This window comes from Rhizorhapis sp. SPR117, from assembly GCF_021742065.1.
Genome location: NZ_JAKKIE010000006.1, coordinates 1 through 21796, shown reverse-complemented (window position 1 = coordinate 21796; position 21796 = coordinate 1). Strand labels below are relative to the sequence as shown.

Below are 21796 nucleotides of genomic sequence, written 5' to 3'. Positions count from 1 at the left end.
CAAAAAATGCGCATCCTGCTCACCAATGACGACGGCGTTTACGCTCCCGGCCTCAAGGTGCTGGAAAAGATCGCCCGCACCTTGTCGGACGACATCTGGATCGTTGCGCCATCGGAGGAACAGTCAGGCGCGGGACACAGCCTGACGCTGACCCGTCCGGTCCGTATCCGCAAGCATGGCGAACAGCATTTCAGTGTCACCGGCACGCCGACCGATGCGGTCCTGATGGCTGTCGGTCACCTGATGAAAGACAGCCCCCCCGACCTGATTCTGTCGGGCGTCAATCGGGGCGCGAACATCGCCGAGGACGTAACCTATTCGGGCACCGTATCGGCGGCGATGGAAGGAACGCTGGCGGGTTTCCGTTCGATCGCGATGAGCCAGCTTTATGCCCGCGAGGGGATGGGCGATACCATACCCTTCGCCTGCGCTGAAGCATGGGGTGAAAAGGTTGTCCAGCCGCTCCTCGACCTGCCAATGACGCCGCGCACACTGCTGAACATCAATTTCCCCGCTATCGATCCGGCCACTGTAAAGGGCGTCAAGACGGTACGGCAGGGCTTTCACGATTATGGCCGTTCTTCCATTGTAGAGGGGACGGACCCGCGCGGTTATCGCTATTATTGGTTTGGTCTGGAAACTACGGTTCATACACCCGATCATGGCACCGATCTGGAAGCGATTGCGGACGGCTATATCACCATCACGCCATTGCATCTGGACCTAACCCATTATGAAAGCCTGAATATGGTTCGCGCAGCGTTTGACGGTTAATGACAAGCTGCTACACGGATCGGGGCTGACCATCATCCTTGGGGGAAGGAATTTGACGCAGCGGGCTATCCGTAAAACGCACTATATCACGGTGCCGGTCATGTTAGGCGCCCTTTCCGCCTGCATCCCCGCAACCGTACCACCGCCAACCACGGCCAACAGCCAAACACCTGCGCCGCACCTTCCGACGGATCTGGTCGCCCTGATCGAACCTGAGCCGATATGGAATGCGCGACAAGTCGTTCCCGATGCCGACACTATATTGGAAAGCACTTATGTCGTGCAATCCGGCGATACACTGCGCAGCATTGGCAACCGCACGGGTGCAGGCTCCGAAATATTGGCCATGGTCAATAACATTCCGGCACCATTCATCATCCATCCGGGGCAAAGATTGCATGTTCCCGCCGGCCGCTACCATCTGGTTTCAGAAGGAGAAACAGGCATCGCAATAGCGCGTGCCTATAGCGTTGCCTGGCGGGATATTGTGGCGCTCAACGGCCTGGAAGACCCTTTCATCCTGCGTCGCGGCCAACGCCTGCTGATACCATCCGAAACCGATCCACGCGACCAGACACTGGAACAGCGCGCCGCAGCTTTCCGCATAGACATTGACGACATTCTGACCGGCGGCCAGCCTGCACTGAAGGAAGGCGAACACACCGCAGCCGCATCTACAGCGGCCAAACCTTTGCCCACCACGGCGGCCATCAGTGAACCATCAAGCTTTTCAGGAAGCTTTACCTGGCCATTGTCCGGCCCGGTAATTGTGCCCTTCGGACCGGGTGCAGGCGGTCAGCGTAATGACGGACTGGACATACAGGCCCCAAAGGGCACGCCGATCCACGCGGCCGCCGATGGTGTGATCGCTTATGCAGGAGATGAAATCAAATTATTCGGCGGCCTTGTCCTCATCAATCATGGCAGCGGCTGGGTCACCGCCTATGGCCATGCCGACACGCTGAATGTCGTGCGCGGACAAAAAGTGACAAAAGGACAGGTCATCGGGCTGTCCGGCGCCAGCGGCTTTGTGTCCGAACCCAAGCTGCATTTCGAAATCCGCAAGGACAGAAAACCCGTCGATCCGCTGTCGCATTTACCCAAAGCGTCGTGACCGCCGCGTTGTCAGCTTATTCCGCTGCTTGCGCATAGTCACCTTGCGGCAACTCACCTGCAAGTCCTTCGGCCAGATCCATAACAACACGCTGAATCCGCGACAGGTCGGGTGTCGGCCATCGGAAGGCGGCATCAAGGTAAAGCGAACGATCGATCTCACACTGGATGGCGTGGATATTATGGGCTGGGTTGCCATGGCGTTCCAGCAGGTAATTACCGGGATAAGGATGGTTTTGCGCTGCAATCAAGCCATGCGCCCGGGATATTTCAACAGCAAGAGCCAAAAGGCGTCCACTCGCGCTACGTCCGAAACGGTCGCCAAATATGATGCGCGGCGATGGTGCGCCATTCGCAGCCAACAGCGGCGGCATGCTGTGTATGTCCAGCAATATGGCATGACCGAAGCGGTCACGCGCCATATGCAATGCATCGTGCAGGACCTGATGATACGGCCGGTGATATTCGGATATTCGCCGGTCCAGTTCATCCCAGCCTAATGGACCGTTCCACAAATCGCCCAGAGCGGACAAACGACGCGGGACGAGGCCGAGGCCGCCGCGCACCTTGGCGCTGGCCAACACGCTGCGCCGAGATGATGACGCTGCCATCATGGCTGCATCAATTTCATTTTCAGCGCGATTGAGATCGATGACTGCCCGCGCCTGACGCGCAATGAAAACGCATTGACCGGCGGCGATCAGCTTATGCACCAGTAGGTCGGCCAAACGGTCCTCCAGCCGTTCCAACCCATCTCGGTCGACACGCGCATGGCTCAGAACGTTGGCGGGATAGTGCCGTCCGGCATGGGGCACTGACACAATGATCGGACTTTGCGGCAATTCCGGCCCATAGCGATAATAGGCGGGGCAGGCATATACGGGGGCTATTGGTGCTGGAAATTGCACATTGTGATCCTTTCCACTCATAAGCCCTCAAAAAAAATGCCGCGTCCGTAAAAAATGTCGCTTTGGCTGGAAAATATTAAGGCCTTGTCGCATATGGATACAAGCAATTCATTGCCCTGCGGCGATTGAAGCGCTTTGCGGAACGCCCTGTCTGGAGTATATTGCAGGACAGCGACCGGATTTCCGGCCGGAAAGCATGAGAAAACAAGAAAATGGGGGCTTCCGCGAAACATCGGAACGCGTCCTGTTGGTCGAGGCGATTGATGATCCGGATTTTGCTTGCCGAAGATGATGATGTGATGCGCCAGTATCTGGCGCGTGCGCTGGAAAAGTCCGGCTATGATGTCATTTCAGTCGATCGCGGCACGGCGGCATTGCCGTTGCTCGAAACAGAAAATTTCGACCTGTTGCTGACCGACATCGTCATGCCGGAAATGGACGGCATTGAACTCGCCCAACATGTGGCGGTCGTTGCCCCTTCCATGCGCGTCATGTTCATCACTGGTTTTGCCGCTGTGACGCTGAAGGCCGGGAAGGCCGTGCCGCAGGCAAAAGTATTGTCCAAACCCTTCCATCTGCGCGATCTGGTGATGGAGGTTGATCGGATGTTCGGTGTCAACAGCGCAACAGGGTTGAGCTGAATTTCTTTCACCGCGGCAGTGATTCCACCTTGCGTGTCGGATGAAGCCCCGCTAATGGCTGCCTTCCCCGTGTGGGCGTGTAGCTCAGTGGTAGAGCACTGTGTTGACATCGCAGGGGTCGCAAGTTCAATCCTTGCCACGCCCACCACGGGATTTCCGAAAGTTCAGATTCACATACAGTAAGCTTCCGGCTGCGCTTATGGCCCCTCACAAATATCGGAACCGGGCTGATCAGCAGTTGATCATGGCCCTTGCCATACCACTGAAAGCTTCGCCCATTCGGCTTGCAAGGACCGGGTCGACGTCACTATCGGCCAGCGCCCGTGCCATGGCATGCGTCCATTGTTCCGCGGCAGCGCGGCTGATCGTCAGCTTTCCATGTGCCGACATGATGCATGCTCCTGGTCTTTCTTCGAACCAACGCCGTGGCCCGCCAAGCCATGCAATCAGGAAATCCGCGAGCGAAGCACGCATCGGTTCCAGGTCTTCGGCATGTAGTGCGCGCAATGTGGAATAGTCTGGATCGCTGTCCATTAAATCGTAGAATCGATCGACGAAGCGCCTGACCTGTGCTTCCCCGCCAATCATGTCAAAAGGCGTGGTTCCTTGCGACGCGGGCTGGGCCGTATTGGGAGAGACCATTCCATCCTACCTAACTTGTCAATAACAAGCTTTAGTGCGGCTGGCAGGAGGCCAGGGAAATAGGTATTTATCCCAGGGTCAGCAGTTATCAAAGAATCGCCATCGACAACTGCCAGTTTCTGCCTCAACTGATGTCAACGCCGCTCATAAGGCGTTATTCCAGCGCCAAGCATATTTTGCCCAAGGGCGATCCTGTCGCCGCTCCAGTCCGCCACGAAAGCGCTGGTGCGGTTGATGCTGGGCGCAAAGGCGGCACGGTTACCGCTGATGGACAGACCTTTTGAACTGTGCTCCACCCCTTCTGCCGCGATGGCGATGAAGGCGCTGTAATTGTCCTTGTCTTTTCCCTGCACCATCTGGTTGCCGGAAATGACGCCGGTTGCGCCTGCAGGCAGGTCTATCATGTAATTGGTTTCGCGGCCGCGGGTATCGTCAAAGCTGTTGTCCCGGATATCTGCAATGGCAGCACGGGATTTAACATAATGGCCGCCATTCCCACTTTCAAAGCGTGACCGTGTAATGTTGAGCTTACCATAGGCGCCTACGTAAATGCTGTGTGCACAGGCCAGCCCCCGATCGCACCGTCCCAGATGCTGAAAGCTTGATTGGTCGATGCGGATTTCGCCGGATGGATCGGCAGCGGTCAATATGCCCTGCTCGCTGTTTCGAAACAGGCTGTTGGTCACATCCAGATTGCCTCGTTCCAGCCTGATGCCCGCTCCATTTGCATCGGGCACCCGCATATTCTGAAAGACGATACCGTCCACCACCGCGCCACGTCCGCGCAGCACCAGCGCGGCCTTCCCCTCGCATGTCACGCCATCGAAGATTACGGTGCCGGCTTGCTGTGCCTTGAAAACCACTCTTCCGGCCGCTTGCACCGCGCATTGCCGGTATGTTCCCGGCGCGATCATGACGATGCCATCGCCATCACCGATGGCCTTTACCGCCTGGTCCAGACGATTAAAGCTCTTGCCTGTTTCCTGAACGACAAAAGGCGATTGGCCGTCATCGGCAAGCGCGGCACTGCCCGCGGCGATACAGACCAGGATTGTAATCGGGAACATCTTCATCACGGCTATGCCTTTAAGCAGAAACCATGAAGGCGCGCTGAGATATCTTGGTTAACGGCAACCTCAATCCAGATTCGGTCGCAGCCAGCGTTCGGCTGTGGCTATGTCTACGCCGCGCCGACCCGTATATTCCTCCAACTGGTCTCGCCCGATGCGAGCGACGCCGAAATATTCGCTTTGCGGATGGCCAAAGTAAAAACCTGAAACTGCCGCAGTCGGCCACATGGCGAAACTTTCGGTCAGCGTGATCCCTGTATTTTCCGTAGCGTTCAGCATGGAAAACAGCAGCGGCTTCTGACTATGATCGGGGCAGGCAGGATAGCCCGGTGCAGGGCGAATGCCGCGATATTGCTCGCGGATCAATGCTTCATTCGTCAACTGCTCGCCCTCGGCATAGCCCCACAGCGTCGTGCGGACATGGGCATGCAGGCGTTCGGCAAAGGCTTCGGCCAGCCGGTCTGCCAAGGCCTTGAGCAGTATGTCATTATAGTCGTCATGCTCCGCCTTGAAACGCTCAAGCTGAGCTTCGATGCCATGTCCCGCCGTTACCGCAAAGCCGCCGATCCAGTCGTCCTGCGGCGTGATGAAATCGGCCAGGCACATATTGGCGCGCCCTTCCCGCTTCTTGATCTGCTGGCGCAGGAAGGGCATCCGAATTTCGCCCTTGTCCGTTTCGATCAGCACGTCGTCGCCGTCACGGCGGCAGGGCCACAGTGCGGCGACGCCACTCGCGGTCAGCCATTTTTCAGCGATGATGGTGTCAAGCATCGCCTGCGCGTCGTCAAACAGGCTCCGCGCGCTTTCACCCACGACGGCGTCATCAAGAATTGCCGGATAATTGCCTGCCAGTTCCCAGGCGCGAAAAAAAGGCGTCCAGTCGATATAGTCACGCAGATCGTTCAGGTCCCAGTCGGGATAGACATGCAGGCCAGGTTGCTTTGGCGCAGGCGGTTTCATCGCCGGGTCGATGATGAACGCATTGGCGCGCGCTTCTTCCAGTGAGGCCAGTTCGCTCTGCCCCTTGTTTGCACGCGAGCGTCGAACGGCTTCATATTCCTCGGCCACTTTGACAACGAAGGGATCGCGCTGGGTATCGCTGACCAGATTGGAAGCAACACCGACTGCGCGACTAGCGTCCAGCACATGCACGACCGGCCCCGTATAGGCGGGCGATATGCGCAGCGCCGTGTGCACTTTCGATGTCGTCGCTCCACCGATCAACAATGGCATCGCCATCCCGGCGCGCTGCATTTCTTCCGCCACCGTTACCATTTCATCCAGCGATGGGGTGATAAGGCCGGACAGGCCGATCATGTCGGCATCATTCTCGTTCGCCGCTTTCAATATGTCGGTCCATGCGACCATCACGCCCAGATCAATGACCTCAAAGCCGTTGCATTGCAGGACCACGCCGACAATATTCTTGCCGATGTCATGTACATCACCCTTGACCGTCGCCATGATGATCTTGCCCTTGCCGCGTGCATTCTCGTCCTTTTCCGCCTCAATATAGGGGAACAGGTGGGCCACCGCTTTTTTCATGACACGGGCGGATTTCACCACCTGCGGCAGGAACATCTTGCCGGAACCGAACAGGTCGCCGACAACATTCATACCGTCCATCAGCGGGCCTTCGATCACCTCGATAGGCCGCGCAGCGGACAGGCGGGCTTCTTCGGTATCTTCGACCACAAAAGCGTCGATACCCTTGACCAACGCATGTTCCAGCCGCCTGGTCACGGGCCAGCCGCGCCATTCCTCAGCCGCCTTTTCCGCCACGGCATCGGTGCCGCGAAATTTTTCGGCAAGTGTGATCATCCGTTCCGTCGCATCCTCGCGCCGATCCCAGATGACATCCTCGCACGCCTCACGCAGTTCCGGTTCAATGGCGTCATAGACATCGAGTTGCCCAGCATTAACGATGCCCATGTCCATGCCCGCCTGAATGGCGTGATAGAGGAAGACGCTGTGCATCGCCCGTCGAACCGGCTCATTGCCCCGAAACGAAAAGCTGAGATTGGACACGCCGCCAGAAATATGAACGTGCGGGCAGCGTTTCTTGATCTCCGCGCATGCCTCGATAAAATCAATGGCATAGCGGCGATGTTCGTCGATGCCCGTGGCAATCGCAAAGATATTGGGATCGAAGATGATGTCTTCGGGCGGAAACCCGATGCCGGTCAGCAAATTATAGGCCCGTTCGCAAATTTCTACCTTGCGATCCTTCGTATCTGCCTGCCCCGTTTCGTCGAACGCCATGACAACCACCGCCGCGCCATAAGCCATGCATAGACGAGCCTGATGAAGAAAACCGTCCTCACCCTCTTTCATGCTGATCGAATTGACGACTGGCTTGCCCGACACGCATTTCAGGCCCGCCTCGATCACCGACCATTTGGAACTGTCCACCATGATCGGGATGCGGGCGATATCCGGTTCGGCAGCAATCAGCTTCAGAAAAGTCGTCATGGCATATTCGGAGTCAAGCAGCCCTTCATCCATGTTGACGTCGATGATCTGCGCGCCGCTCTCCACCTGCTGACGCGCGACTTCCACGGCGGCGGTATAGTCGTCCGCCATGATCAATTTCTTGAACCTGGCGGAACCCGTAATGTTGGTGCGTTCACCAATGTTGACGAAGGTGGCAGTGGTTTGCTGGGTCATTTTATTCTAAATTCCGTTCGTGTCGAGCGAAGTCGAGACACCGTGCGCGAACGACCCTCGACTACGCTCGGGACGAACGGGCAACATATTATGCCGCTATATTCATCGGTTCCAACCCGGCCAAGCGGGTCATGACGGGCGGGTGCGGAATGACGCGCGGCGGCAATCCTTCCACCGCCTTTGCCATCGCAGCAATATGCGCAGGTGTGGAACCGCAGCAACCGCCAAGAATATTGACCTGACCATTGTCGGCCCATTCCTTCACCAGTGCAGCCGTTTCGTCCGGCAATTCGTCATATTCGCCCAGTTCATTGGGCAGACCGGCATTGGGATAAACCATGATCAGCGTGTCCGCGATATGGCTCAACACCTGCACATGCGGGCGCAATTGTTGCGCCCCAAACGAGCAGTTCAGGCCGATCGTCACAGGCCGGGCATGCCGCACGGCGTACCAAAAGGCTTCGACCGTATGGCCCGAAAGATTGCGACCAGACAGATCGGTCAACGTCATCGACAGCATCAGCGGCACGTCCTTGCCATGGGCATGGGCCGCTTCGATCACGGCCATGATCCCCGCCTTTGCGTTCAGCGTGTCGAACACCGTCTCGATCAGAATGAAATCGACGCCGCCTTCGATCAGCGCATCGGTTTGCTCGCGATAAACATCTTTCAGGTGATCGAACGTGATTTCGCGGAAGCCCGGATCATTCACATCCGGCGAAAGCGACAAAGTCTTGTTGGTCGGCCCGATCGCACCGGCCACAAAGCGCAAGCGCCCATCCTGCGCCGCACGATCGGCGGCATGACGCGCCAGCCGGGCCGAAGCGAAATTGATGTCGCGCACCAAATGTTCCGCACCGTAATCGGCCTGACTGATCCGATTGGCGCTGAAGGTATTCGTCGACACGATGTCCGACCCGGCCTTCAGATAATGGTCCGTGATTTCTTCAAGAATTTGCGGCTGGGACAGCGCCAATATGTCGTTATTGCCCTTCTGGTCCTTTGACAGGCCCAAACTCCCGGCATAGGCGGCTTCATTCAGCTTGTAGGACTGGATTTCGGTCCCGAAGGCACCATCCGTCAGTAATATTCGCTTGGCCGCTTCGGCCTGCAAATGCATACGTGCGCTCATGCTGCTGCCTCCTTCGCTGCCGTCTGGGGCCGAAGACCCAGCAAGTGACAGATGGCGTAGCTCAACTCCGCCCGGTTCAACGTATAGAAATGAAAGTTCCGTACACCGCCCGCATATAACCGGCGGCACAATTCGGCCGATATGGTTGCGGCGACCAACTGCCGGGTGGCGGGATGATCGTCCAGCCCCTCGAACAACTGGTCCATCCAGGACGGTATACTCGCACCGCACATGGCGGCAATCTTCCGTGTCTGGGCAACATTGGAAACCGGCAATATTCCAGGAAGGATTTCCGTGCTGATCCCCGCTGCCGCAACCTTGTCGCGGAAACGAAAGAATGTGTCGGGCGAAAAGAAGAACTGCGTGATCGCCCGGCTTGCCCCGGCATCCAGCTTGCGCTTCAAATTATCGAGATCGGTCTGACTGCTCGCCGCCTCGGGATGCGTTTCGGGATAGGTGGCAACGCTGATATCAAAAGGCGCAATCGCTTTAAGGCCCGCGACCAGTTCAGCCGCATTGGCATACCCGTCCGGGTGCGGTGCAAACGGCTTTCCCGGTTCGGACGGATCGCCACGCAAGGCGACGATATGCCGAACGCCCGCGTCCCAATAGGCGCGAACCACTTCCTCGATTTCTGCCTTGCTTGCATCCACGCAGGTCAGGTGCGCGGCAGGTGCCAGATCTGTTTCCTTGACGATCCGGGCAACGGTCGCGTGCGTGCGTTCGCGCGTGGAGCCGCCCGCACCATAGGTGACAGACACGAAACGCGGCGCCAAAGGTGCCAGCGTCTGGATGCTGCTCCACAGCGTTTGTTCCATCTTTTCCGTCTTGGGCGGAAAAAATTCAAAGGATACATGTGCGTCCCCTGACAGATTGGCGAACAGCGGCGCATCCAGCGCGCGGCGCGCTTCTTCAAGCTGGTTAAGGGTGAAATTCATGATGCATTGCGTCCCTTGATCGGCAGGACCTGCGCCTCACGTCGCCGCCCAAGCCATAATTTAACGGTGAGTTCGCTACCCTCAAGCGTGCGAACCACCTCAGTTTCAAATCCCGCATGGTCAAACCAGCGACCAATCTGGTCATCGGAAAAGCCAAGCCGCGCGTGCGCGTCGCGGCTGCGCAGCTCTTCACGTTCATGCGCAGCAAAATCGACGATCAACAACCGCCCCTGCGGCCCCAGCACCCTCGCCGCCTCTTCAATGACCAATTCAGGCTGCTGCGCATAATGCAGCACCTGATGCACGATCACGGTGTCGCTTACCCCGTTTTCCAGCGGCAGGGCGTAAAAATCGCCGAGCAATAGTTCATATTTGTCCGAACCTGTTTCAGGCAATTTGGCGCGGGCAAAGCGCAACATTTCCGGGCTGCGGTCCACGGCGACCGCGTGTACCGCCGATGCGCCAAAAAGCTGGAGCATCCGGCCCGTACCCGTGCCGATGTCAAGCAATCGGCCTATCGCGTGGCCGTCCAGCATGTCCTGCATGACCGCCTCAACCTCTGCTTCTGGAACATGGAGTGACCGGATCGCATCCCATTCCTCTGCATGTTCGGCAAAATAGCGTTCCGCCGCCTGCGCCCGGTCATTGCGAACCGCTGCCAGTCGCGCCAGATCCGCCTTCACCCAAAGTGTTTCGCTATCCGACAGCGCCGTTTCGTCCATAAAGCGCATCAGCGCTGCAATGGACACGGCTTGATCAAGGCGAAGAAAAACCCAGCTTCCTTCTTTCCGCCGCTCGGCAAGTCCCGCTTCGACCAGGATACGGACATGGCGCGATACGCGCGGCTGGCTTTGGCCCACAACCTGCGCTATTTCGCCGATCGCCAGTTCCATGGAGCGCAACAAATATATGATGCGCAGCCGCGTCGGGTCCGCCAAGGCCCGGAAAATGTCCAATATGGATGCCATGCATATTACATATAAAGAATTCTTTATATCCGTCAATGAACTTTGAAGAGATCAGCGCCAGGGACCGGCGGACCAGCCCGGGATCGGTGGAAATATCCGCAAACAATTGACCGTTCAGTATCTGTCAATAATGCTGGGGATTGCGTTACCGACGACAAATCGTTACGTGTTGCGCCTGCAGGCCAAATCGGGGTCGGGCTTTTGCTTGAGCCGGTCTGTAAAGGTTCTGTTCTCTGAAGGGGGTTTTGCCCATGTCGAAGTCTATTGCACTTTCACTCGTACTCGCCGCATCGCTTGGTTTGACCGCATGCAGCCAGGAAACTGCCGAAAGTGTCACCAATGACACCGAAAACGCAGCCATGATGACCGAAAATGCTGCTGATTCTGCAATGAACATGGCGGAAAATGCCGCCGACGCGGTGGCCAACACTGCCGATAACGCGATGTAATCACTTAGGACACGCGTTAAACAGAGAAGTGAGGAGGGGTCGCGCCATCATGGCGTGACCTTTTTTCCTGTCATCTGCATCTGATCCGGAAAAAACGAGGAAAGCCATGCCTCACACGCCTCGTTCCATCATTCTCGCCTGTTTGTTGGCCCTGCCGTCCTGCGGCAGTAACGACAATGATCCGGGGCCGGGCGGCGTGTCGATAGGCGAAGCCGAAGCGCTGAATGAAGCGGCTGAAATGCTCGACGAACGGATGGGAACAAATGATTCCGGCAATGCAACGGCAGACGATTTAAGCGGCAGTTAAAGGCTTGCCGACACCATTTCCGTTCGTCCCGAGCGCAGTCGAGGGACGTTTATGCGCGGTGTCTCGACTGCGCTCGACACAAACGGTTTTAATATTGGCGCACTTTGGGCCTTACCCCAATCGCATCAATGCGGCCTTCAACCGTTCGGCTTCAGCGGATTTCTCGGCAAAATCATCCCGCGCCTTTTCGACTGCTTCAGGCTTGGCCTTCTCAACAAAGGCGGGGTTTTCAAGCCGCTTGGCCAATGCATCACGTTCCTTGATCGCGCTGCCCAAGGCCTTGTCCAGCCGCGCCTTTTCCGAAGCAAGATCGATTACGCCCTCCAGCGGCAACACGTAGGTCGCCTCATCGACAACGATTTGAGCCGCCGCCCCTTCTGGTGCAGGATCGAATGACAGGGATTCGATACGGGCCAAGCGCGCCAGCGCCGCCCATTGCTTTTCTTCAAGGCGCACTTTCGTCTGGTCGCTGGCGTCGCGGACAAAGGCCTGAATCTTCGCGCCAGGCGGCACATTCAGTTCCGCCCGTACCGCACGAATATCCGATACCAGCCGGATCAACCAGTCGATCTCCTCACTGGCCGTGCGATCCAGCGCATGGGCATCCGGTTGTGGCCAATGCGCGATAATCAATTCGCCATCGCGCTTGCCCATCGCATGCCACAATTCTTCGGTCACGAACGGCATGAAGGGGTGAAGCATGACCAATATCTGATCGAGCACCCAACCGGCGACAGCCTTCGTCTCGTCATCCATCTGGCCCTTGATCAGTTCCAGATACCAGTCGCAGAACCGATCCCAGACGAAATGATAGATCGCGTTGGCTGCCGCATCGAAGCGCAATTCAGCCATTGCAAGGTCCAGCGCCTGCACGCATCCAATGGTTTCGGCGATGATCCAGCGATTGACCGGCAGCGTAGCATCGGGCGCACGCAAGTGGGCTGACGCCCCAATTCCGTTCGCCTGACAAAAGCGCGCAGCATTCCAAAGCTTTGTCGCGAAGTTGCGATAACCCTCGACGCGCTTCTCATCCATCTTGATGTCACGGCCCTGACTTTCCATCGCGGCCATGAAAAAGCGCAGCGCATCAGCACCATATTTATCGATCAGGCCCAGCGGGTCGACCGTATTGCCCTTCGACTTCGACATTTTCGACCCGTCGGCCGCGCGGACAAGGCCATGAAGATAGAGCTTGTGGAACGGCACTTCCTTCATGAATTCGATGCCCTGCATGATCATCCGCGCATCCCAGAAGAAGAGGATGTCAAAGCCGGAAATCAGCAGGTCGTTGGGGTAATGGCGAGCCAACATACTCCCCCTCTCCCCTTCAGGGAAGAGGGCCGGGGAGAGGGGACTGTCCCGAACCACAGGCGTTGCGCTTGCGTTGCTTACAGCCCCCTCTCCCAACCCTCTCCCCTGAAGGGGAGAGGGCTTTTCGGCCGCATCAGGCCAACCCAGCGTGCCGAAGGGCCAAAGGGCGGAGGAGAACCAAGTGTCGAGGACGTCGGTATCACGCCACAAACCGATCTTTTTAGGGTCTCCACCTGTATCCATATAGGCCGATAGTGGGTTTGCGGCTTCAAAGTATTCTGTAGCACTACCCTCGTAATAGGCATCGGCCAACTTTACCGCTTCTTCGAAAGTTGGCGCCACAAAAACAGGAGTCGCAACTGGTCCATCTCCGACGATGTAGTTCGGAGTTCCATCGATCACCGCTGGCCCATACCAGGCCGGTATCTGATGCCCCCACCAAAGCTGCCGCGACACGCACCATGGCTGGATATTGTCCATCCAGTTATAATAGGTCTTTTCCCAGGTCTTGGGCACGATCTCGATCTTGCCGGACTTCACCGCCTCAATGGCCGGTTTCGCTAGAGTTTCGGCGTCGACATACCATTGGTCAGTCAGCCACGGCTCAATCACCACGCCCGAACGGTCACCATAGGGGGTCTGGATCGTGCGGTCCTCGACCTGTTCCAACAGGCCGGCATCCTCGATCATGCCAATAACGATCCCGCGCGCCTCGACGCGATCAAGACCGAGCAATTCTTCCGGAATGCCCCCGCACTGAACCACCTTCGCATCGGCATCCAGCATGTTAAGCATATCGGCGGGCTTGAACCCTGCCCGCTTGCCGACCTCGAAATCGTTGAAGTCATGCCCCGGCGTGATCTTCACCGCGCCCGAACCCAGTTCGGGATCGGCATGTTCGTCCGCGACGATGGGCACCAGCCGTCCGGTAATGGGCAGGCGGACATTTTGGCCGATCAGCGCCTTGTACCGATCATCCGTCGGGTTCACCGCGACGGCCATATCGGCCAGCATGGTTTCGGGCCGCGTCGTGGCGACGCTGATATGCCCGGAACCATCCTCCAGCGGATATTTGAAGTGCCAGAACTTGCCCTGCACTTCCTTCGTCTCAACCTCCAGATCGGAAATCGCGGTTTTCAGGCCGGGGTCCCAATTGACCAGCCGCTTGTCACGGTACAGCAAGCCGCGATTATACAGTTCGACAAACACCTTGATGACGGCCTTTGAAAAGCCTTCGTCCATGGTGAAACGTTCATTGGCCCAGTCCATCGACGCACCCAGGCGGCGAAGCTGGCGGGTGATCTCTCCGCCGCTTTCCTCTTTCCACTCCCAGACCTTGGCGATGAATTCCTCGCGGGTGAAATCGGTGCGCTTTTGTCCCTTGGCATTCATCTGCCGCTCGACCACCATCTGTGTGGCGATACCGGCATGGTCGGTGCCCACGACCCACAGCGCATCCTTGCCACGCAGCCGCTCGTACCGCACGACAATGTCCTGCAATGTGTTGTCCAGTGCGTGACCGATATGGAGCGATCCTGTCACATTGGGCGGCGGATTGACGATGGTGAAGGGCACAGCATCGGGGCGTTCCGGACGGAACAATCCGTTCTCTTCCCAATGCGAATACCAGCGCGCTTCAATGGCGGCGGGGTCGAAGGTTTTTGGCAGTTCACTAGTCATGACATGGCGCTTTAGCGGTTGCGCGGGCGAGGTCAAATAGGGACAATGATTCCACTCACGAAAGGACCGTCATTTCTGTTACACTGAAAGGCAAGGATACCGGGAAAGGCAACCCCCATGCAGATCATTCTCATCCCTGGACTGATGAACGACGGTTGGATCTGGCGGCATCAGGTCGGCGGGTTAAGTCGCCTCGCGCCTGTCACCATTGCCCGAACGGATGGTTGCGGCACGTTGGAGGAAATGGCGGAACGGATCGTGACGGGCACGGTCGGATCGCTTGTCGTTATCGGTCATTCCATGGGCGGTCGCGTGGCGCTGGAAATAGCGGCGATGGCGCCCTATCGCCTGGCCAGCCTGATCATATTCGACAGCGGCGCGCGCGGCCCAAGCGAAAGCGAACGCGCGGGGCGGATGCAACTGGTTGAAACCGCGCAAAAAGAAGGCATGGCAGCAGTCGCGCGGGACTGGCTGCCGCCCATGCTGGCGCCAACCAACCGGCAAAATACCGGGCTGGTTCACGGTATCACCGAAATGCTCGAACGCTGCTCGCCCGAAACATTTGCTCTCCAGCAACAGGCGTTGCTGACCCGGCCCGACCGTAGCGCCTTGCCCGCGCAGATCAGTTGTCCATTGCTCGCCGTCACGGGCAGCGAGGATCAATGGGCTCCGCTTGCCGAACATGAAGCCATCGCCAGCGCGGCACCCGATGGGCGGGTGGAAGTGGTGAACGGCGCAGGTCACATGCTGCCAGTCGAAGCGCCCGAAAGCGCTATGCGGATATTGGAAGACTTTCTGACGCGGTGAAGACCGGACGGACAGGCCGTCAGAACGACCCGTCGCTCAGGCGTGCGATTTCCTTTGCCACGATCTTTTCGACCAGATCAGGCAGGTTGGCGTCCAGCCACTCCTTCAGCATTGGGCGCAGCATGTCGCGCACCAATCCTTCCAGCGTATTCGACGGTGCATCGTCCGGTCGAATAAGAAGCGCCGACAATGCGGCAAGCGAATGCCGGCTGGCAGCAGCCGTTTCATTGGACAAGATGGTTCCCACAGACATGTCCCCCACGATTTCCGGCTGACCGTGCAGTTCAGCCTCCTGACCCTCGACTTCGGGCGCGACCTCATCGGTCAGTTCCAGAATTTCATCGGTATCGTCATCGGTATCAGCCGACTCGAGCGCACGCATTTCCTCATCGGCGGAGTCGGCGGACTGGGCCGATAGTTTCGCCTTCGATTTACCGCGCAAAGGGCTGCGAGGCCCGGATTTCGGTGTTTCGCTTTCTTCCGCAATGATGCGCTTGATGGAAGAAAGTATCTCCTCCATCGAGGGTTCTTTCGTCATATCCCCCATGTTCCCGCCTCAATCCTTGTCCAACGGCCCTACTGTGGAGTTTTGCGCAGGCGTGTCAACGGTGCTCGTGGATTGCGGCACTGGCGCCGGGTCTTCGTCCCAATCCCAAATGCGTCCTTTTACACGTTCATAGTTTGTCACCGGATCATATAATGCGCCGCCGTCCAGCCCCAGATCCTTCGCCTCTGCCTGCCCCATGGCCGCCAACAGCGAAAAGCCCGCCACATATGCATCCCGCCGGGCCGATACGAGCGTCACCTGTGCATTGAGATATTCCTGCTCGGCATTCAAAATGTCGAGGATTGTCCGCGTGCCAACAGTATTTTCGGCCCGCACGCCCTCCAACGACAAACTGCTGGCGTCAACCGCGACCTGACTGGATTCAATAACGGCATTTGCCGCCTGATAACTGGCATAGGCAGCGCGCGTTTGGGCGACCACACTCCGTTCGACCTCAAGCGTCTGTTCGATCGATTGACTTTCACGCGCCTGCGCCTGCCGGGTCAAAGCAGCCGGATAACCGCCCTGAAACAAGGGAAAAGTAGCCGTAACGCCAGCGGTCGCCGTGGTGGCATGTTGCGCGAATGTACTGTCCAGCGTGTTCAGATAATCGACATATCCGCCATCCGCCGTTGCCGATACGGTCGGCATGCGCGTCGCACGCGCCACATTCACTTCATAGGCAGCCGCTTGCCGCGCCTTTTTTGCCGCGGCGATATCCGGATTATTATTGACGGCAATATCGACCGCCATATTGGGTGAGGTTGGCAAATTGGGCAAAGGCGGTGGCGGCTGCAAATCGTCCGGCGTGTCCCCGACAAGCTGAACATAGGTTTCCCGGCTGGAAATCAGCCGCGCCTCTGCCGCCCGCAGATCGCTGCGCGCAACGGCGAGGCGCGATTCGGATTGCGCAATGTCGGTGCGGGTCAGGTCACCCACCTCAAAGCGATCCTTCGTCGCCTCCAGATTGACTTCCAGTGCCCGGACGTTCGACTGGTTCAGCCCCACAATGGCGCTGTCGCGGATCACATCCATATAAGCGGCAACGGTCGCGCTGAAAATGCTGGCTTCGGTGCCACGCAGATCGGCCTGTCCGGCCTCGACGCGCGCCTTGGCGGCCTTCATGCTGTTGGCGACGGCCCCGCCCCTGTATATTGGTACGGAAAGGGTGACTCCACCCTGTACAAAACGGGTCGGCGAGGTGAAGCTGTTGCTCGATTTCTTCACATTCTCGGTATAGCCGCCATTCAAGCCCAGATCGGGTAATCCGCGGCTTCTCTCGATCGGGACATTCTCGTCATTGGCCCGTTGACCGGCGCGCGCGCCGGTCAACGTGGGGTTGGTGCGATATGCTTTTGCCAGTGCCTCACGCAACGTTTCAGCCGACCCTTGCGAGGAAAGCACAAGGGCAAGGAGCGCGACTGACCCCGACATGGAAATGCGGCGCATTGTCATAGGCTGTGCCTCAAAATTTAAAGGTTTCCGGCTTCGTGAATCCCGGCAGGATAACGGATTCGCAATCGGCAAAACTGCTTATGCCGAATGCGCCGCCGCTCTTGCGACCCAAGGACAAACGCGTGACCCCTTTATCGACAATAGCACTGACAAGGCGGCCATCCTCGGCCAGTTGCTTGATGATGGCGGGCGGAATCACTTCGACCGCACCATCAATAAAGATCAGCGAATAAGGCCCATCTTTGCGCGCTCCCTGGTGAAGAGCGCCAGGAACGAGCCTGACATTGCCATAACCCGCCAGCACGGCCTTCGCCCGTGGCAGCAAGGCTTCATCTTCTTCCACTGCGACGACGGAGGCGGCAAGCTGCGACAACAGCGCCGCGCTATATCCGGTCGCGGCGCCGATCACGAGGACAGTGTCATCGGGCACAACCTCCGCCGCGGTCAAAAGCCGTCCCGTGCTGAGCGGAGGATTGAGCCAGCGCCCATCGGACAGTCTTACCGGCCGATCGATATAAGCCAGCGCCTGACGCTCCACCGGCAGAAAAGCTTCCCGAGGGACGCTCGCCATCGCGGCTATGACACGCGGATCATTGACGTCACTGGTGCGAAGCTGGCTTTCCACCATGGCATTACGCATCGATTTGAAATTTTGCTCGGTCACGATCACTCTCGCTTCGCACAACTGTATTGCAAGTTCAATACACTGGATAGTTCAAATGCTGTCTAATCCGAATGACGCGCAAGGCCAAGCGGCTTAGCGCAGTTTTTTGCACCGCCACGGGCCTAATCAGATTGCGCTGCACGCTTTTCTGGAGTAGCAGCCCCATTCCCGGCGAAAGACGGGACGAGGCCCGATGGCGGAGTGGTTACGCAGAGGACTGCAAATCCTTGCACGCCGGTTCGATTCCGGCTCGGGCCTCCATTTCAGCTTCCAGAGACCTCCACAGGCGTCCGGGAGACATGGTCCTCTTCCTTCTCAAGATTCAACCTCATTTCGACACGCGCCCGCAGCATTGCGGCGTGCTTGTGGAGCATACGCTCCTCTGCGTGCAGTGCGTCCATTCCCGCCTTCTGAAAGCTCCCTGAGCCGGCGAGCAATAGCAATTGCTGGCGGGTGGCGATGAAGTCGGCAACGTCCGCGCGGATGGAGGCGATCCATTTTTGACGGTTGGCGCTCACCACAGAAGCGCGTGAGTTACGGGCTCCAATGTTTACCTGAGTCTTTATTGTGTCGGTGGCGTTCCGGCGGTTGACGAACACAGCGCCCCAAGCGCCACCGGCGGCAAGCAGGGCGATTCCGGCTGAGATCAGCGCTATCATGTCAGTGGCCATTGGGCTTGCTTACCAACTCAGCAGCAGGGTGCAAATAGCGCTTGTAATTGTTGTTACCTTACAGGGAGCGAAGGGTTTCGGTAGCTGCTCACGTGTCCAGCATGTCCCATTCGTCGCCCATCACCCAGCGCAATGCCGATAACTTGCCGTTCAACATGCCCCACTCAAAATCATCCCACGGGCCGCTGTCGTCCGGGCCTAGCTCCTTCTCCGTCCTCTTCATCGCAGCCAGCATTCCATCCCAAGACGACTTGACCATCATGCTCCGTCGCTCGACTGGCGCTGCTTTGTTCCACTCATCTTGGCTGACAAGGCGCTCGTCCCCTTTTTCAACGCGCGCAATGATGTTCCACTTTCGGTTGTACCAGACCTGTTTGAACAGCTTGTGTTCGGCTTCCAATAATTCGGACAGTCTGCGCGGCTCCTGACTCCACTCGCGCTCAAACCGTACCTCCTCGACCAAATCTGGCGCGTAGGCGCTCAGTAGGACTGCGAGGTTAGTAGCATAGCGCGAGTCTGCACTGTCGAACGCCGCTGCGATGTCGGGGTGCGGCTCACGGGTGTCGCCTTGCTCTTCGCTGAAGTCACGCGTGTTGTGAGTCACGAAGCCGTATTCGTCGTCGACGTCCCTCCGTTCGGCAAGGGCGGCTATATAGGTTTCAATCAGAAGGGCGTCAGTAATGCTGTTGCGCTGTCGATGGCACGGAGCAGCCTTCGCCACAGCCCGGTCGGCCGCGCTCGCCTTCACCGCCTGGGTCGGCTCAATCTTGGACGCTTTGTCGAACAGCTTCTCGATCTGCTCCACTGCCTCGTTTACTGCCTCACCACCTACTGCGATCCTGTGGTCGACCTCGTGCAACTGCCGCAGGGCCTCATCGCGCTCGTTCTGGGGCGCGAACTTAACAATGGCTTCGCGCACCACGCGGAATTGACTGGAGAGGCTTCGCTTGCTGGCGGCGATCACCCGTTCCTTGTTCCGAGCGAATTCCTCGATGATGGTGACAGGCAGGATCAAGTCGAGTTCGTCCAACTCTGCCATCTGGGTGAGCGCATCGATGATTGGCAACTGCCGATGGTCGGCGGCAAGGTCCAACCAAACCGATGTGTCGATGAGTAAACGAAGCATCACTGCAACATAGCGAGGCCAGACAGCCTCCGCCAGCTAGAGTCGCAATCCATCGCGCAGACCCAGCTTTCTTGTTGCAAAGTCTGGTACCAGCGCCGACCCGACAACGTCTGGTTTGATGCCTTATCGTTCGATAGCTGACTGTCGGCACCCGGCAACAAAGCAGACAAGGACCTTTCTGTCCGTCCTTCAATAAGGCGGATGATCCAACCCGGCCGGGCTCTTCGTGAAAATTTCGCAGCCGGTTTCGGTAATCCCGATGCTGTGTTCGAACTGCGCCGACAGGCTGCGGTCGCGGGTGACGGCGGTCCAGCCGTCTTCCATCATCTTGACGCCGGGCTTGCCGATGTTGATCATCGGTTCGATGGTGAAGAACATGCCGGGTTTGAGTTCGGGGCCAGTGCCGGGCCGGCCGACATGCACGACTTCGGGCGTATCGTGAAAGACACGGCCCAGACCGTGGCCGCAAAAGTCGCGGACGACGCCGTAACGGTGCTTTTCGGCGAACTGTTGAATGGCATGGCCAATGTCGCCCATCGTATTGCCGGGTTTCGCCTGTTCGATGCCCAGCATCAGGCATTCATAGGTGACATCGACCAGACGCCGCGCCTTGATCGGTGCATCGCCGACGATGAACATGCGGCTGGTATCGCCGTGCCAGCCATCGATGATGACGGTCACGTCGATATTGGCGATGTCCCCGTCCTTCAGCTGTTTGGGGCCGGGTATGCCGTGACAGATGACATTGTTGATCGAAATGCAGCTGCTGTGCGTATAGCCGCGATAGCCCAGCGTTGCCGGTACGCCGCCGCCACGCAGCATATGGTCGCGGACCATGTCGTCCAGTTCCTGCGTCGTCACGCCGGGCACGACATGGGGGACGAGTGCGTCCAGCGTTTCAGCGGCGAGCCGCCCGGCCTTGCGCATGCCTTCGAATGCGGCGGCGTCGTGGAGCTTGATCGCGCCGGAGCGTGCGGCGGGGCTGTCTTGCGTAGCGGTGATATATTCGGTCATGGGCATAGTATAAGATAGGCAGAGCGATTTTGCGAGAGGGCACTTTGCCTTCGCGTCTCGGCGCGCTAAGGGTTCATGTCATGATCGAGAACCGCATCTGGACCGCTGCCCTGATCGTCATCGGGGATGAAATCCTGTCTGGCCGGACGCAGGACCGGAATGTCTCGCAGATCGCACTTTGGCTGAATGTGCAGGGCATCCGTTTGAAGGAGGTCAGGGTCGTCGCCGATGACATGGACGCGATCGTCGAAGCGGTGAATATTCTGCGTGCGCGCAATGACTATCTGTTCACGACGGGCGGCATCGGACCCACGCATGACGACATCACCGTCGATGCAATTGCGGCGGCGCTGGGCGTGGACGTAATGATCCATCCCAAGGCGCGGGCGGCGCTGGAGGGCTATTATGCGGAACGGGGCGGGCTGAATGATCAGCGGCTGCGCATGGCGCGGGTGCCCGATGGGGCGGATCTGATCGAAAACCGCATGTCGGGCGCGCCGGGGATCCGGGTCGGCAATGTCTTCATCATGGCAGGCGTGCCGCATATTACGGCGCTGATGCTTGATGCCTTGAGCGGGACGCTGGAGGGAGGCAGGCCGCTGCTGTCCGAAACTGTCGGTTGCTGGGTCGCCGAAAGCGAGGTCTCCCTTCTTCTGGGAGACACGGAAAAGGCGCATGAGGGATGCCAGATCGGCAGTTATCCGTTTTTTCGTGAGGGCCGGGTGGGTGCAAATTTTGTGGTGCGGGCGACCGAGCCTGCGGCCCTGCATGCCTGTATCGAAGATCTTGTCGCCCGGTTGAAAGCGACCGGGCGAGACGTGATCATGGGTGAGATCTAGTCACCTGAATCCGAAGTTCGCTTCATTGTTTTCTGGCAGAAGCGTTTGACGGCGGCGAGGATCTCGTCGGCGG

Annotated in this window: 21 protein-coding genes and 2 tRNA genes; 9 read left to right on the top strand and 14 right to left on the bottom strand. The window is 58.1% G+C overall.

The genetic code is table 11. The features are described 5' to 3' along the window. The first annotated feature begins 6 nt into the window (after positions 1 to 6). Together surE and L3X40_RS03930 are read left to right on the top strand one after the other, a co-directional pair. Positions 7 to 774, top strand: coding sequence for a 5'/3'-nucleotidase SurE (gene surE / locus L3X40_RS03935; protein WP_237364564.1), 768 nt, complete (start codon positions 7 to 9; stop codon positions 772 to 774). Between the two features lie 52 nt (positions 775 to 826). Further along, the gene (locus tag L3X40_RS03930; RefSeq protein WP_445177148.1) at positions 827 to 1888 is read left to right on the top strand and encodes a peptidoglycan DD-metalloendopeptidase family protein; all 1062 of its coding nucleotides are present in this window, start codon (positions 827 to 829) and stop codon (positions 1886 to 1888) included. 16 nt (positions 1889 to 1904) lie between these two features. Here L3X40_RS03930 and L3X40_RS03925 read toward each other — a convergent pair whose 3' ends face one another. Next, positions 1905 to 2816 (bottom strand): N-formylglutamate amidohydrolase, encoded by a 912-nt coding sequence (locus tag L3X40_RS03925; protein WP_237364490.1) that lies wholly within the window; start codon positions 2814 to 2816, stop codon positions 1905 to 1907. A 242-nt stretch (positions 2817 to 3058) separates the two neighbouring features. Between L3X40_RS03925 and cpdR the strand changes: the two genes are divergently transcribed. Together cpdR and L3X40_RS03915 are read left to right on the top strand one after the other, a co-directional pair. Continuing rightward, positions 3059 to 3436 (top strand): cell cycle two-component system response regulator CpdR, encoded by a 378-nt coding sequence (gene cpdR / locus L3X40_RS03920; RefSeq protein WP_237364489.1) that lies wholly within the window; start codon positions 3059 to 3061, stop codon positions 3434 to 3436. Positions 3437 to 3509: 73 nt separating this feature from the next. After that, positions 3510 to 3584: transfer RNA gene (locus L3X40_RS03915), tRNA-Val, on the top strand. 83 nt (positions 3585 to 3667) lie between these two features. Here the strand turns inward: L3X40_RS03915 and L3X40_RS03910 are convergent. From L3X40_RS03910 to L3X40_RS03885, 6 genes are all read right to left on the bottom strand, one after another. Beyond that, positions 3668 to 4078 (bottom strand): group II truncated hemoglobin, encoded by a 411-nt coding sequence (locus tag L3X40_RS03910; RefSeq protein ID WP_237364488.1) that lies wholly within the window; start codon positions 4076 to 4078, stop codon positions 3668 to 3670. 134 nt (positions 4079 to 4212) lie between these two features. Beyond that, positions 4213 to 5151 carry a right-handed parallel beta-helix repeat-containing protein gene (locus L3X40_RS03905; protein ID WP_237364487.1) on the bottom strand — a complete coding sequence of 313 codons (939 nt, stop codon included), beginning with the start codon at positions 5149 to 5151 and terminating at the stop codon, positions 4213 to 4215. A 63-nt stretch (positions 5152 to 5214) separates the two neighbouring features. After that, positions 5215 to 7815: a methionine synthase gene (metH, locus tag L3X40_RS03900; RefSeq protein ID WP_237364486.1), complete on the bottom strand. Its 2601-nt coding sequence runs from the start codon at positions 7813 to 7815 to the stop codon at positions 5215 to 5217. Positions 7816 to 7903: 88 nt separating this feature from the next. After that, positions 7904 to 8947, bottom strand: a complete 1044-nt coding sequence (locus L3X40_RS03895; RefSeq protein ID WP_237364485.1) for a homocysteine S-methyltransferase family protein — start codon at positions 8945 to 8947, stop codon at positions 7904 to 7906. Beyond that, positions 8944 to 9885 (bottom strand): methylenetetrahydrofolate reductase, encoded by a 942-nt coding sequence (metF, locus tag L3X40_RS03890; protein WP_237364484.1) that lies wholly within the window; start codon positions 9883 to 9885, stop codon positions 8944 to 8946. Before metF ends, L3X40_RS03895 begins: the two co-directional genes overlap by 4 nt. Next, complete coding sequence (locus L3X40_RS03885; protein ID WP_237364483.1) at positions 9882 to 10853, bottom strand: metalloregulator ArsR/SmtB family transcription factor; 972 nt, start codon at positions 10851 to 10853, stop codon at positions 9882 to 9884. The genes metF and L3X40_RS03885 overlap by 4 nt, the downstream gene beginning before the upstream one ends. Positions 10854 to 11104: 251 nt before the next feature. On the opposite strand from L3X40_RS03885, the gene L3X40_RS03880 reads away from it, so the two are divergent. Together L3X40_RS03880 and L3X40_RS03875 are read left to right on the top strand one after the other, a co-directional pair. Next, positions 11105 to 11302: a circumsporozoite protein gene (locus L3X40_RS03880; protein WP_237364482.1), complete on the top strand. Its 198-nt coding sequence runs from the start codon at positions 11105 to 11107 to the stop codon at positions 11300 to 11302. A 106-nt stretch (positions 11303 to 11408) separates the two neighbouring features. After that, positions 11409 to 11609 carry a hypothetical protein gene (locus tag L3X40_RS03875; protein WP_237364481.1) on the top strand — a complete coding sequence of 67 codons (201 nt, stop codon included), beginning with the start codon at positions 11409 to 11411 and terminating at the stop codon, positions 11607 to 11609. Between the two features lie 111 nt (positions 11610 to 11720). Here L3X40_RS03875 and L3X40_RS03870 read toward each other — a convergent pair whose 3' ends face one another. Further along, entirely contained in the window at positions 11721 to 14600 is a 2880-nt protein-coding gene (locus tag L3X40_RS03870; RefSeq protein WP_237364480.1) for a valine--tRNA ligase, read from the bottom strand. Positions 14601 to 14717: 117 nt separating this feature from the next. Here L3X40_RS03870 and L3X40_RS03865 point away from each other — a divergent pair, with 117 nt between their 5' ends. Next, the gene (locus tag L3X40_RS03865) at positions 14718 to 15407 is read left to right on the top strand and encodes an alpha/beta fold hydrolase (protein WP_237364479.1); all 690 of its coding nucleotides are present in this window, start codon (positions 14718 to 14720) and stop codon (positions 15405 to 15407) included. A gap of 19 nt (positions 15408 to 15426) precedes the next feature. On the opposite strand, the gene L3X40_RS03860 is transcribed toward L3X40_RS03865, so the two are convergent. The 3 genes from L3X40_RS03860 to L3X40_RS03850 are packed head-to-tail and all read right to left on the bottom strand — an operon-like array spanning position 15427 to position 18073. After that, a complete protein-coding gene (locus L3X40_RS03860) occupies positions 15427 to 15954 on the bottom strand; it encodes a DUF2497 domain-containing protein (protein WP_237364478.1) in 528 nt (175 codons plus the stop codon). A gap of 9 nt (positions 15955 to 15963) precedes the next feature. Continuing rightward, complete coding sequence (locus tag L3X40_RS03855; protein ID WP_237364477.1) at positions 15964 to 17409, bottom strand: TolC family outer membrane protein; 1446 nt, start codon at positions 17407 to 17409, stop codon at positions 15964 to 15966. Positions 17410 to 17419: 10 nt separating this feature from the next. Further along, entirely contained in the window at positions 17420 to 18073 is a 654-nt protein-coding gene (locus L3X40_RS03850; RefSeq protein ID WP_237364476.1) for a protein-L-isoaspartate O-methyltransferase family protein, read from the bottom strand. A 187-nt stretch (positions 18074 to 18260) separates the two neighbouring features. Here L3X40_RS03850 and L3X40_RS03845 point away from each other — a divergent pair. Continuing rightward, positions 18261 to 18334 (top strand) — tRNA-Cys (locus tag L3X40_RS03845). 2 nt (positions 18335 to 18336) lie between these two features. Here L3X40_RS03845 and L3X40_RS03840 read toward each other — a convergent pair. The 3 genes from L3X40_RS03840 to map form a co-directional block, all read right to left on the bottom strand. Then, complete coding sequence (locus L3X40_RS03840; RefSeq protein WP_237364475.1) at positions 18337 to 18744, bottom strand: hypothetical protein; 408 nt, start codon at positions 18742 to 18744, stop codon at positions 18337 to 18339. 88 nt (positions 18745 to 18832) lie between these two features. Then, on the bottom strand, positions 18833 to 19870 hold the full coding sequence (locus L3X40_RS03835; RefSeq protein ID WP_237364474.1) for a PIN domain-containing protein: 1038 nt from the start codon (positions 19868 to 19870) through the stop codon (positions 18833 to 18835). A 189-nt stretch (positions 19871 to 20059) separates the two neighbouring features. Next, the gene (gene map / locus L3X40_RS03830) at positions 20060 to 20884 is read right to left on the bottom strand and encodes a type I methionyl aminopeptidase (protein WP_237364473.1); all 825 of its coding nucleotides are present in this window, start codon (positions 20882 to 20884) and stop codon (positions 20060 to 20062) included. Between the two features lie 80 nt (positions 20885 to 20964). Between map and L3X40_RS03825 the strand changes: the two genes are divergently transcribed. After that, positions 20965 to 21723: a competence/damage-inducible protein A gene (locus tag L3X40_RS03825; RefSeq protein WP_237364472.1), complete on the top strand. Its 759-nt coding sequence runs from the start codon at positions 20965 to 20967 to the stop codon at positions 21721 to 21723. The last annotated feature ends 73 nt before the right edge of the window (positions 21724 to 21796 follow it).